Origin of the sequence: Lysinibacillus sp. NPDC092081 (assembly GCF_044755845.1) — a bacterium.
Classification (GTDB): Bacteria; Bacillota; Bacilli; order Bacillales_A; family Planococcaceae; genus Lysinibacillus.
Genome location: NZ_JBIVRU010000007.1, coordinates 133,674 through 147,930 on the forward strand (window position 1 = coordinate 133,674; position 14,257 = coordinate 147,930).

A 14,257-nucleotide genomic window follows, 5' to 3' on the forward strand; every position below is an offset into this window, starting at 1 on the left:
ACGCTTGAATTTATGTGTACGATTTTAGGTTTTTCCAAATTCACAAAAAAATAGGCTGTTTAAAAATTTTAAAAAATGCAATTCAAATTCAACTTGAATTGCATTTTTTATTGGATGAGGCAACGGGTGCAAGACTCCTATGGCAATATCTTGAGCTGAATACTTCCAGGAGCACAACAAAGCGTAGTCACCTCATCCAACTTTTAAAAAGGGTTTATGGGATAGTAATAGTACCTTACTTTAATCATTAATCAATTAAATTTACTAATTCTAGTGATCGTTTTAAAATTTTCGCCATTTGAGCACGTGTTAAATTATTTTGTGGGTTTAAATAACCATTAGACCCTGTCATGATGTCTTGTGCTTGTAATTCCGATACTGCTTGCTTTGCGTAGTCAAATACTTTACTAGCATCTTTGTACGAAAAAGCATTTTTATCAACTGTTACTTTATAGCCTTTATATTCAAGCATACGTAATATCATTGCTGCTGCTTGCTGACGTGTAATATTTGCCGTTGGGTTAAATGTTGTTGAATTTACACCTGTTACAATACCGACCTCTGCAAGTGCTTGTACTTCATTTTCATACCATTTACCTTTAACATCCGTAAATGCAGTTTCTTTAGCTGATTGAATATTTAGAGCTCGAGCAATCATCACTGCAAATTGTGCACGAGTTATATTTTTATTCGGACTAAATGTTGTTGCTGTTGTACCTGTTGTAATCCCAGCAGCGTATAAAGCTAAAATTTCATCCTTACTGAATACATTATCGATATCTGTAAAAGGATTTTTAATATTATCAGTAGAGTTATTGGAATTAATAGAGTTATTTGTTTCTTCCTCTAAAGCTGGCACATCAAACGTAAAGAATAATGTGTACGCGCCATACCCTAAGCTCCCTGAATCGACAAATATTTTCGTTACGCCATTGCTATCTCGAACTAATGGTAGACGTACAACACGTACTTGATCCATTGTTTCACCTGTAGAACTAATCACTTCAATATTTTGTTGCTTACCATTTCCATCAATATAAGCAAGCGTTTCAAAGCCATAAGCCTTACCAATTAGTGTCATTTCAATGTAACGTTTACCGTCAATCGTAACTAATTCAGCTTTCGTGAAGTATGGTGCTAGGTAGTTTGTAATAAAATCAGCCATATTACCGTTTGGATCAGCCTTCATTTTATACGTAATTGACTGACGAGTATTCTTTTCATTTGTCTTTGTCGTCGTTGCTGTTACATTTGTGGAAATTGCCTTATCCGTCGTTGCGGCTTCAAAAACAAGGTTATCTAGTGTATCAGTTTCAAATGAAAGTGTTGCTGTTTTTGCAATTGCAATAGGTACTAATGAAGCTACTTTATTCGACCATTTTGCAATCTCTTTACCATTCTGTTTCACAATAAAATTCTGTAAGTTATTTTCAATATTTAATGAAAGAGTAACTTTGTATTTGTTATCTTCAAATACTGTTTTTGCTTTTTGTAGGAATACAGTTATCTCTTTTGCATTTTTTGCAAATTCAAATCTAACTATTCCCTCTTGACTAAAGTTCCCTGTAGTCCCATCTATATTTGTGCCATTATTAGTTGAACCACCACTTGTTGATCCACCTGTATTCGGAAATGTTGTGCTACCATTAATCTTTGAAAGTGAAGCTTCATCAAATTTTAAAAGAATATTATAGTCATGATGATAGTTAAGATCCCCAATATCTACTTTTACCCACGCATTTTGAAGCGCAGCTAAACTTGATACTGTAAATTGAACTACTCGTACATCATTTGTGTCGCTAATCGTACTAGGTGTTGCACCATTCACTATAAATCCAGTAATCCAAGAACTATTTTTTAATGTTAATTGAACTTGATATGAAGAACCATTTTTCACTACATACGCTTGGCTATTTACATATGTGTTCATAATAGAACTACCAGTACCTGATTCATTTAAGAACGTAAAGTTCACTGTATATAGCCCATTAGTTGATTGCGTTGAACCACTATCAGTTGATCCACCTGTATTCGGGAATGTTGTGCTACCATTAATCTTTGAAAGTGAAGCTTCATCAAATTTTAAAAGAATATTATAGTCATGATGATAGTTAAGATCCCCAATATCTACTTTTACCCATGCATTTTGAAGCGCAGCTAAACTTGATACTGTAAATTGAACTACTCGTACATCATTTGTGTCGCTAATCGTACTAGGTGTTGCACCATTCACTGTAAATCCAGTAATCCATGAACTATTTTTTAATGTTAATTGAACTTGATATGAAGAACCATTTTTCACTACATACGCTTGGCTATTTACATATGTGTTCATAATAGAACTACCAGTACCTGATTCATTTAAGAACGTAAAGTTCACTGTATACAGCCCATTAGTTGATTGTTCAGTGTTTTCAGTGTTAGAATTGTTATTGCCATCGGTATTTGAATTGTTATTGTTCTCCCCAGAACCTGATTCACTGCCGTTGGTATTTCCTTCTGAATTACTCTCCTCTTGCTTAGCAATTTCACCAGTTAATAGTACTTTTTCAACTGTCGTACTCATTGTTGAAGCAGTCCCATTTCGCTCAGTTGTTAACGTGAAAGCTAAATTTTCTAATGAATCTACTGTAAATTTAATTACATTTCTCGTGCTTCCTACTGTCCATTCTGCAACTGTTTTATTTCCTTGTTTTACAGAAAAGCTCTTCGTCGTATCATTTACAACTAAATTCATTGTTACAGCAATTTTATTGTCTGCTGTTTTTATTGCATATGCTTGTCCTAAAAGTGATGAGATTATTGTATGAGCTGGTGCACCCGAGTTGACAGGAGTCAATCCAAACTCAATTACTTGATTGTTCGTGTTGAAATGCTTAGGTAAATAAACACCTGTTTCTTTTACCGGTGTAAAATCAAATGTAAACAGCGTTGCTGGATATTTTTCACCTGACATAATTACTGTAGCCTTTAAATTAGCGTCTAATTTTACTTTTATGACGCGTACTAATGAATTTCCTTCTCCTTCAGAGCTTACGATTTTTACGTCTTCTCCGTTTTCATTGCCTTCTTTTAGTGTAGTAAATGCATATGTGTGACCTGTTAGTTTAATATATGCATATTTTTCTTCACCAACAGTTGCTAAATCAGCATAGTTAATATAGCTTTTAAAATACGTATCAAATGTCTTATTATTTGTTAAAAATGTGAAGGGAACGTTTTTTGTGATAACTTCATCTGTATTTTCTTCTGGTTGCTTTGGCTGCTCTGGCTGCTCTGGTACTTCTTCACAAACTCGGTTAGTCTCCTCAACATTTGAAATTTCTAGATAAATAATATAATTATGAACGTAAGATAGCTCTGGAATGTTAACATCAACCCATGCTTTTATTGTTTGCTCATATTGGTCGACTACGAATGTGTAAATATCGTTGCCATTTATGTCTTTTGTTTTTCCAATAGCTTCTTTTAATCCGCCACCTGATTCAACTTTAAAACCCTGATACCACGTTGTATATGCTTTTGGCACAGTAATATCTACCGTATATTGACCATCTTTTTGTTGAACAGTAGCTTCCTTTTGAACATAGCTATTCATCATTGAATCTGCTGTTTGTTGCTCGTTGAGAATTTTGATATTTGATGAATAGTTAATTGTGCAGTTAGCTTCGGTATTCTCCTCCGCCTTTACTTCCATTCCAAAGCTAGGTAATATTGTACCTAAAATCAGAATTGCCATTGCTACATATTGTAAAAATTTCTTCACTACTCTACCTCCTGAATTTTTAATTATTTTGACCTATCCTGTGCGTTTCTACCTCCTTTATGTATTAAAAGATTTATTAGTACTACCCCTAGACTCAAATGATTATCATTCTCAATTAAGGATAAAAGAAAAACATCTATTAATTACATGGATGTTTTAAAGTATACAATTCTCTTTAATTGATTATGATTCTCATTCTCATTTATTATAACCCACACACTATTATTGTCAAGAAAGTTAAAATATGTTGCGAGCTATTTTTTGTGTCAATTATCCTAAAAAAGTACGGACATCGAAATGTCACACACCGTAAGTATAAAAACTATTAATAATTTAACTTAATTAAATCTAAGAAATTTCAAATATGCCTAAAATATTTCCCTAAATCCTTACTGGAATCATATACGTACCCACACTTTCATGTGTTTGAATGATGACTTCTACATCATACACTTCTTTCATACGTTCTTCTGTTACTGTTTCTGAAGGTGAGCCTTCACATAATATTTTACCGTCTTTCATCAAAATTATATGATCACTATATTTAATTGCTTGATTAATATCGTGCAATACCATCACAATTGTTAAAGAATTTTCTTCGTTTAATTTCTTCACTAACTCCAATAATTCGATTTGATAAAAAATATCTAAATATGTTGTTGGCTCATCTAAACAAAGAATGGACGATTTTTGAGCAAGTGCCATGGCAATCCAAACACGCTGACGTTCTCCACCCGATAATGCATCCAATTTACATGTACGTTTCTGTACTAAATTTGTAGCTGTAAGTGCCCAATCTACTGCCGCCTCATCTTCTTCAACATTTTTTTTCATCAATTGTTGATGGGGTACCCGTCCATAAGAAACTAGTTTTTCAATTGTGATATCTTGCGGCACTGTATTTTGTTGATAAACAATTGCTAGTTTTTTCGCAAATTCCCTTGCCTTGTATGCCATTATATCTTTCTGTTCTAACGTTACCGACCCTTGTTGTGGCGAATTATTACGTGAAATGACACTTAGTAATGTGGATTTACCACAACCATTCGGGCCAATAATCGTCGTGATTTTCCCCTTTTCAATACTTGTCGTAACCCCATCTAAATGATTTTTCTTCTGATCATAAGATAGTTTAATTTGAGAAACTTTCAATATACACACCTCTTTTTACTTATCTTTTCGAATTAAGAAGATTAAGAACGGTCCACCAATTATAGCCATTATTGTTGATGCTGGAATTTCTAACGGTGAAACTAATATTCTGCCTAGCGTATCTGCAGTCAAAATCAGCAAGGCGCCAGCTAATGCCGAGAATGGAATTAACAATTTATGGTCTGAACCTACTAACCTTCTTGAAATATGCGGAATTAATAACCCGACAAATGCAATAACTCCTGCTGTAGCAGTTGAAATAGCCGCAAGTAATACCGCTATTGCAGCAATAATCAGTCGTGCACGTGTTACATTAAAGCCTAAACTCTTTGCCGTTTTGTCTTGCAAAGTCAATAAATTACACCAAGAAGCTAGTAGTAGAGAGGCTATTAAACCAATCACACCGTAAAATGATATTAAACTAACATCACTCCAAGTACGCATTGATAAATTAGAGCCCCCTACACCACCAACCATAACCTTCATATAGCTACATACCGTAACAAATGCTTCTGTTAGACCAGTAAACATCGCATTAATCGCAATACCTACTAAAATAATTTTCAAAGGATTTAAGCCTGACTTCCATGACAACATAAATACTAAAAAACAAGCAAATGCTCCTCCAAAAAAAGCCAATAATGGTGTAAAGAAAAACATCATTGGAAATAATGTAATGACAAATAATTGTACAAATGATGCCCCTGCTGAAATTCCAATTACACCTGCATCAGCTAATGGATTACGCATAACTGCCTGCAATAACACGCCGGCAACTGACAAAGATGCCCCTGCAAATATAGCGACTATAATCCGTGGGAAACGTAAATCTTTAATAACTGTGTAGTTTGGATTTTCTTCACCAAAAAAAGCCCTAATAAATTCCATCATATCCATTTTAATAGATCCAGTAATTGCCGAATATATAATAACAACTAAAAGTAATATACTTACAACTAAAAAACTACTTATTTTTTTATTCATCTAAGTCCTCTACATTTCTCATTATGGGTACATAATGTTAATAAGTTCTTCTAGAGCTTGAGGTACTGCAAGCGTTGCTGTGGTTCCAAATAACGGCTCTTCTAAATCATACACACGTCCATTTTTCACTGCATCAAAATGCTTCCAAATATCATTCGTAACAAATTCCTTATCAAACATTTCCACAACTTGTTCGGGCATCCCATGTGACAGACGAATAATAATATCCGGATTACTTTGTTGTAAAAACTCCGTATTAGACGGTAAATACTCAGGCTCTTGACCGTTCATCACATTTTGACCTCCAGCCATTCTCACTAAGTCTCCAATATATGAATTTTCTGTTGCCACCAAATAGCTACCTGGAATACCTAGTAAAATTAAAACTTTAGGTGATTCATTTAATTCCGCCTTCATTCGAACGGCTGTAATCTTTCCTTCAAGCTCCGACACTAGCTTAGTTGCCTCAGCAGTACGATCATATTTTTCACCAATCTCTACAATGGAAGCTTTCATATTATCAATACTCTGTAAATTTATAAATGAAGCATGGATACCTACTTCCTCGAATGTCTTTTTTAAATCTGCCTCCAAAGTTGTCACTGAGAAAACCTCTGTTGGATTCAAATATTTTACAATTTCCATATCTGGTGACATCGGATTACCAATTTCGGGTAAACCCTCAAATCGTTTTGGCAAATCATATGAAGTCGTGGGAATAGCAATAGCATCTAAATTCAGTGCATCTAAAATTTGAGTAACTGCAACTGTCGTTGGAATAATTCGAATTTCATCTCGTATTGCTGAATGGCTTTCATTATTTTTTTCTTGCACCTTATTTTCATCTTCCCTATTTGAATTGCTGCATGCTGAAAGAATGATACAAATAATATATAACCCTACAATATGTAACATTCTAGTATATACTTTCGAATTTTTGATTTTCTCTATGTTCATTCACTCCTTTTAAAAAACACCCTACTCCTACCAAGTGAAGTAGATGAGGGTGCTTCCGAAATATTTTAAATGATTTCTTCTTCCTTTATACGTTTTTTAAAATTAAATAAGATAAATCCACTAACACAGAACAATAAAAGTAAACCTAGTGGAAAAGCATCACTTGTCTGAGGATTTGTTTCTTTTTCTTTAACTGACGAAGTATTTGTTTCACCGGTATTATCTGTTTTTATAGTCTTGTTAGTGTTACTTTTATTTTGTTCTGTTGTAGCTACTACTGCACTACCATCTTCATTTTTCAATGACGCCGCATCCCAAACAAAATCTACTGTGTATTCATGATGGTAATTCAAGTCATCAATATCCACCTTCATCGCAACAGCAGTCGGTGATGTATGAGAAGGAAGTGCAAATTGGACGATACGTGTATCCTCTGCCTTATTTTCACTAATAACTTTATTACCACCTGTACTCGATTCAAATTTCGTCATCCACGAACTATTTTTCAACTTCAGCTGTATTACCGAAGAGCCATTCTTAACAATAATTGTCCCAGGCTTCAAAAAGTAATCATTTGCCATTGAAGCAGATGTAGAATCTGGTTTATTCACTTGATAATTGATTGTGTATTTCCCATCTACAAGTGCAGCAAATGCATATAAATTTGGTGTAATGAAAATTGTTAATAATGCTACTAACATTGAAACTAAAAATAACTTTTTGATAGTAAGACCTCCTTTCAATTGATAATCATTATCAACATTTTATAAATAAAAAGGGATATTAAAAAATACCCCTTTTTATTCTGCGTGTTCGACATATTGATAATGATAATCATTATCAATATGTAAATGATAGTATGCATATATTAATTTGTCAATACTAATATAAAATACATTATTTTTCCTAAACAAATTTTAAGTAGGACTTCAAAGAAGAAATAACAACAGATTGTGAGTCGAGATAACGCTCTCATTTGCATTCTTGGTAAAATCCTACTAGGACCCCACCCCACCACATTTATCACATTTCCTTCTATTATAATCTTCTTCAGTATTCTTGAAGAGTACCCTACTTGAACACTATCTAGCTCAAGATACTCTCCATTTTTCAAATCATTTCAAAGGGTCTCAAAAGCTCTTCTTCCAACCTCTTCTGGTCCGTTTTCTCCATGGTCATCCAAATAATCTTCAGCACAGTATCAGATAGTTGTCTTGCCTCAAATCTCGAATTAGAAATTAATGTGTGAATAAGCTTTTTTGGAGATTTCATACGAATAATAATAGAAGATTGCTCCTTTTACAAAATCATTAAAACGCCGGTCATTAGCAATTAATTGGAGTACAGGCAAGAAGTATGGTGATGAGGAGCAACTACCTGAAGTCAAAACACCGTAGAAAAAAGGTATGATGTATGATGGAAAATGGGGAGAAATCGTCGGTGATTGGTTAGAGTAAGATGCAAAGCTAAAGAAAAAGAAGCGTCAAACAAACAAGCAAATGTACGAAGGTCTCATTAAATTGGAATTATCTGATTCTTATCAGAGTGTAATAACTGATTAAAGATTATTTATGAAAGTTACCCAGATCAATGGGGTAAGAAAAATGCTGTCTGTAAAAATACAAACAGCATCTTCTTCAAATTGATAGTGTCTTTTTGTTTGGATTAATCATTTGAATTACCACTCAGAAACTTGTCGAGAAGTAACTACTTTCGTTATTTTTTTTGGTTTTTTAATTTCGTGTGGCAGATTTTCATTTTCAAGATTCTGTTTTTTAATTTCTCATTAAACTCTTTTTCCGTTACCATTTTGTTCATAAAGCTTTACCTCCTTTCAAGAAAATTTATATATGAATGCTTTCAACTTCAAGAATGCCATTTTTAGATAACTTAATAGATTTTATTTTTTTATCAAAAAATGAAAAATGAGTTTCAAAGAAAAGGGGAACAACTACCATATCATCTAATAGAATCTGTTCTGCATTTTGGTATTTTTGTAGTTTTAACATATTATCCTCAGTATTTATGCCTTCCATCAACAAGCTTTCAAATTTAGGGTTATTGTAATTAGAAGTATTGAACGTATTGCCACTAGTTAAAGGGAAAAGATAAGAAGCAATATCACCAATTTCAGAGTTCCAAGTTTCGCATAACATATCATAGTTTTGCTCATCAATTGCAGTTACGTAATTTCCCCAATCTAAAGGTTTCACAATAATGTCTAAATTAAGCTGTTGTTTTAATTGTTGTTTTATCAACCTAGCCTTTAAAATTTGATGTTCATGATTTATCACAATGAGTGTGAGTGAACTTCTATTTAAATTATTTTCCTCTAATACCTCATCGAAACTACTTGAAACAATTGGAATTTGTATTAAATCATTTATAAATTCAGCCTTTGAATCAATAATGTTTTTTGGTATCAAAGAGTATGCTGGCTTTAAGTATGGCTCTGTTTTTCTAATTAGCTCTTCTCTATCAATTGCTAAAGAGATCATTTTCCTAACATTTATATTTCTTAATAACTCATTTTCATGGTTTAAAGTTAGAACTATGGTTCCCATAACAGGAGTAGGATTAAGTTCTTCCATTCCTTTCAACTCTTCATACATTGATACTGGACCATGATTCAAAAAATAATAATTTATTTGATTATCATCATTCTGTGATTCAGTTTGAAAGAAATTTAACCTTTCTAATGCATTAGTTATTTTTATAAATGTTACCTTATCCAATTCTATTTCATCAAATAACCGATGATATGGATTTTTTTCTAAGACTAATATTTTTGAATCTACATATTTAATTTTAAAAGTCCCAGAAAAACATGAAGGAAAGGTATTATCTCCTTCAAATTCATAAGTTCCCTTTTTTACTATAGAAAATCTAGGTGTTCCTAAATAAGAAATAAAATTATCCAATTTTTCAGATAATGAAATTTTTATTTTTCTATTATTTAAGTCTATTGTTGTAATTTCAATTGAATTTAAAGCAAGAATCCTTTCTAAAGAATAGACAATGTCTTCATTTAATATCCTGTCTCCATTTGAAAAATATGCATTACTTCTAATCGAAAAAATATATTCTTTATCTTTTTCAATCTCTTCCCAATTTGATGCTATAGCTGGTTTTGGCTGAAATTTCTCCATATCTAGTTTAACTAAACCTTCAGAAATATTATTCAATACGTTAGCTGTTAATAAATCGAAACATTTAATTGGATCATAAGAAAACGGCAATGTTTGAGAAATAAAAAATAACCATTTTAAAAGGAGCTGGAGAATATGGTGAACATTAATGGGGAAACGAAAAATATTTATTATCGTGATGTTTTTAAAAATCGAAATTACATTTATCTTTGGTCAGGACAATTAATATCACAATTAGGTGATGCTATAAGTTTAATAGCGTTACCTTTGCTAATTTTCAAATTAACAGAATCTGCTATAAGCCTTACAATTGCATTCATTTTAGAAGCGATTCCTTGGATACTTATTGGACCACTCGTAGGTGTATTCATTGATAAAATAAATAAAAAATATGTCGTAATTGCTACTGATTTTATTAGATTCTTTTTAATTTTATGTTTATTCTTCACTGAAAATTTAATTATTATTTATACTATTTGCTTTTTAACACAAGCGTTTGCAGCCATTTTTGCACCAGCAAGATCAGCTCTCATACCAGAAATTGTTGAAAAAAATCTATATGTAAAAGCAATTGGACTTTCGCATGTAGGATTTCAAATAGTTCAAGTAATCGGTCCCTTAATCGCTGCTTCTTTAATAGGACTTATAGGACTACACACAGCATTTATTATTGACAGTGCTACATTTTCAATCTCAGTAATCTGTTCGATGTTTATCCAATACACTTTTGAAAAAAACAAGAAGATTGATAAGAAGGATAAACAAAAAAGAACGTTTTTCTTTGATTTTAAAAAAGGAGTCGCTGAACTAATTAAAAACAAAGTATTAAAATATGTTACAGCTATTAACCTTCTAAAAGGATTAGTCAGTTCATTTACTACAGTAGGAGCATTACTTTATGTTAAAAATAGTTTGGTATTGAATTCGCAAGACAGTGATCCAGTGTATGGTTTAGTAATGGCTATGTTTTCCATAGGATTAATACTAGGTACTTGGTTAATTGGATATTATGAAAAACAACTAGATCGTAGATATTTAATTAATGTAGGATTAATCCTACAAGGTTTATTTTTATTAATGATATTTTTTGAACCAAATTTTATATTCACTTGTATCATCTTTTTCTTTGCAGGACTCACATCTAGTGGTGCTATGACACCTGTATCAGCTTACTACGCAGAACATACAACGAATACTATTCGAGGTAGGGTTTATTCCGCAACAAATGCATCAATTAAATTAGTTTCAATAATTGGTTATTTTATTGCTGGATTAATAGGAGAATATATCGGATCCACTAGCCTATTCTTATTAACTGGTATGTTATTAATAATTTTAACAAGTGTTACAACTGTTTCATTGAAAGGATTCACCATACTAGCTCCCCAAAATCCCGAAAAAAAGACAGCGGTACAAAAGAAAAACATATAACATATAACATATACTATGTAAAATATACTCAAATTTTAATTTAAACTAAATCAAGCAATTCGAAATTGTAAAGAAACAATGTTGCGAACTTGGACTAATTAATAATATTGCAACATTGTTTCTTATTATGTATTGATCTTTTTGATTTCATTTGATTTATTGTTGCTGTTGTTTAAAAAGTGCTCTTATTGCAACAGGTAATAAATATTTATTCACCCCCACCACCAACTTTTTTCCCCTTCATATTCAATAGAATCAGATCGAATATTGAGGGGGAAACGTATGGGGATTGAATTTACTGCTCTCCATTGGATTTACGTTGTTTTTATTGTCCTTATCATCGGCTTTATGGTTGAACGTCGCGATACCACCCTCATTTGTGTACTAGGCATCTTCATGCTAGCAATCTTTGCGACAGGTGATTTAACTGCGTCCATTAGTGGCGTTTTTAACAGTTTTATTTATGCCATTACAGAGCTGTTATCGATCATTCTTATTATTTCTATTATCGTTGCCATGAGTCGGGTTATGATGATTTCTGGTATTAATAAGGTCATGATTGCTCCTTTTACAAAAATCATTAAAACACCTGCACTTGCTTACTGGACGATTGGTTTGTTAATGATGTTTATTTCGTGGTTCTTTTGGCCATCACCTGCTGTGGTTAATATCCCTAGCCTTGAAAATCGTTGATCTCAATTAAGTATATTTTTATCAAAAATAAAATTGCATGCGATGAATTAATTAATGTTTATAGAAGTCTACAAAGCAAGTTACAATAAATGTGATCATAGGAGGTAGGCGTTTATAAAAGCAAGCTACCTTAACTATTTTGTTCACTTACCTCTTGTTAAAATATAACCCTCAAATCGCTATTATATAAACAATTTCCATTTCGACATTTGGCTCAATATGTGCCTAAAAATACTCTTTTCATCTTCAACAAAATGCCCCGTTAGCCATCCATGTAGCGCAAAAATCAGCTCTTCACCACAGAAAATGAAAGATGATTAAGTTCTTTCATGGGAGTTTAAGTACATTTCTTCACAATCTTCATAGTCATAATAATATAAATACCCAATAAGAAATCATCTCACCCTAAGAATCTAATGAATTTTAGGAATGGTTTCATTTCACTTATAACCAAACTTTGTAACGCCATTGGTTACTTTGAAACTCTTCCAAGTGTTGTTGTTTAGTAACCATTAAAAACTTTAATGTCATATAACTTATCTCAAGCTTTTCTAGAATTAAGGATATAGACCTCCAGCTAAAGAGAATATTGCATAGCTTACCCTATCTGAGAGAGCACCTCAGAGGCTCTTGCAATTAAAACATCACTGATTTAACTAATTATCAAAGATACTCCGATTATGACTATCCAAACTGTTTTAATTAAATCACCTGATACATATCCATTGTAAGCCTTTAAAAGCCAGTCAAATTTAATTAATGAGTATGTAGGTACGCACCAATCACACGAGAAAAATTTTAGTATCCATAATTTATCTCAAGCTTTTCTTGACCAAATGACAACTGGAATAAGGATTAAAGATAATAGACCTCCTGCTAAAGATAATGTCGCATAGCTTGCATTAGCTACTACCATGCCTGAGAGAGCACCACCAGATGCCCCTGCTAATGCAACTAAAACATCTATTTTTCCTTGTGTTTTTGCACGTGTGGAAGGTTCAGTCGAATCAACTATTTGTGCAGTACCACTAATTAAGCCAAAGTTCCAGCCTAACCCAAGTAAAGAAAGAGCTACGATTAATAGAACCATAGAATCGCTTGGTGCGAATGCTGCTAATAAACCTGCACATAACAAAGTCACTCCTGAAGCAATACTCATGGCTATTCGTCCAATTTTATCAACAAGAATACCTGTTACGAGCGACGGAAGATACATGGAACCCACATGAAAACCTATAACAATTCCTACTTCCGATAAACCATGACCATGGTGTTTCATATGTACTGGTGTCATCGTCATGATAGCAACCATTACAATCTGAGTAAGAACCATAACCGTTGCACCGACTGTAAGACCTCTTTTATTGATAGCTTTTTCACTATAGGATTCCGTCATATTTCCGTATTCTTTCTCTCGTCTGTCCGCTTCTATCATTTTTGCAATTTCTAACGGATCGGGACGTAACATAACAAAGAGCACAAGACCTGCTAAGATAAATGCTGTTGCTGATAATATAAATGGACCTGCAAGCGCTGGCACTCCTATAGAAACAGCAAATTTACCCATTATCCCTACTAAATTTGGACCTGCCACAGCCCCAAATGTTGTCATCATCATTGTTGTGCTGATAGCCGTTGCGCGTTGTTTATTATTGGCTAAATCTGTCCCTGCATAGCGTGCCTGTAAATTTGAAGCAGTCCCTGCACCATAGAATAATAGAGATGCGAATAATAAAATGACACTATTCGTAATAGCAGCAATCACAACACCGATTGCACCAAGTCCACCTACAAAAAAGCCTGTCGATAAACCTGTACGGCGCCCGTAACGTTGTGATAGTTTCCCTACAATTAAAGCTGCACCCGCCGACCCTAAAGTGAATAAAGCGGATGGTACTCCTGCATAAGCATCCGTTCCTAGCATTTGCTGCGCTAAAAGAGCCCCTACCGTAATACCTGCTGCAAGCCCTGCCCCACCAAAAACTTGTGAGAGACTTACAACGATTAGCACTCGCTTATATAAGCTCTTTAGCTTTTCAGGTGAATCAATATAAGTCTCTGTGGTTGCTTGTGCTTTTCCAAGCATCTTTCAACACCTTCTTTCCCCTTTTCTCTTTTCTCAATA

The 14,257-nt window shown here is 33.2% G+C and carries 8 protein-coding genes and 1 pseudogene; 2 read left to right on the forward strand and 7 right to left on the reverse strand.

Features of this window, described 5'->3' with window-relative positions; all coding sequences use genetic code 11:
• Positions 1-247 precede the first annotated feature (247 nt).
• The 6 genes from ACIQLB_RS12970 to ACIQLB_RS12995 form a co-directional block, all read right to left on the reverse strand.
• Positions 248-3,766 carry an NEAT domain-containing protein gene (locus tag ACIQLB_RS12970; protein ID WP_400726178.1) on the reverse strand — a complete coding sequence of 1,173 codons (3,519 nt, stop codon included), beginning with the start codon at positions 3,764-3,766 and terminating at the stop codon, positions 248-250.
• Between the two features lie 381 nt (positions 3,767-4,147).
• Positions 4,148-4,918 (reverse strand): ABC transporter ATP-binding protein, encoded by a 771-nt coding sequence (locus tag ACIQLB_RS12975; protein ID WP_400726181.1) that lies wholly within the window; start codon positions 4,916-4,918, stop codon positions 4,148-4,150.
• A gap of 15 nt (positions 4,919-4,933) precedes the next feature.
• Positions 4,934-5,902, reverse strand: coding sequence for a FecCD family ABC transporter permease (locus tag ACIQLB_RS12980; RefSeq protein WP_400726184.1), 969 nt, complete (start codon positions 5,900-5,902; stop codon positions 4,934-4,936).
• A gap of 21 nt (positions 5,903-5,923) precedes the next feature.
• The gene (isdE, locus tag ACIQLB_RS12985; protein WP_400726290.1) at positions 5,924-6,817 is read right to left on the reverse strand and encodes a heme ABC transporter substrate-binding protein IsdE; all 894 of its coding nucleotides are present in this window, start codon (positions 6,815-6,817) and stop codon (positions 5,924-5,926) included.
• 107 nt (positions 6,818-6,924) lie between these two features.
• Entirely contained in the window at positions 6,925-7,560 is a 636-nt protein-coding gene (gene isdC, locus ACIQLB_RS12990) for a heme uptake protein IsdC (RefSeq protein WP_400726186.1), read from the reverse strand.
• Positions 7,561-8,703: 1,143 nt separating this feature from the next.
• Complete coding sequence (locus ACIQLB_RS12995) at positions 8,704-10,044, reverse strand: ABC transporter substrate-binding protein (protein ID WP_400726189.1); 1,341 nt, start codon at positions 10,042-10,044, stop codon at positions 8,704-8,706.
• Between the two features lie 99 nt (positions 10,045-10,143).
• Here ACIQLB_RS12995 and ACIQLB_RS13000 point away from each other — a divergent pair, with 99 nt between their 5' ends.
• Entirely contained in the window at positions 10,144-11,439 is a 1,296-nt protein-coding gene (locus tag ACIQLB_RS13000) for an MFS transporter (protein ID WP_400726192.1), read from the forward strand.
• A 282-nt stretch (positions 11,440-11,721) separates the two neighbouring features.
• Positions 11,722-12,102, forward strand: a pseudogene (locus ACIQLB_RS13005) (hypothetical protein); the annotation flags it as partial.
• A gap of 847 nt (positions 12,103-12,949) precedes the next feature.
• Here the strand turns inward: ACIQLB_RS13005 and ACIQLB_RS13010 are convergent.
• Positions 12,950-14,218, reverse strand: a complete 1,269-nt coding sequence (locus tag ACIQLB_RS13010; protein ID WP_400726194.1) for an MFS transporter — start codon at positions 14,216-14,218, stop codon at positions 12,950-12,952.
• Between the last annotated feature and the right edge of the window lie 39 nt (positions 14,219-14,257).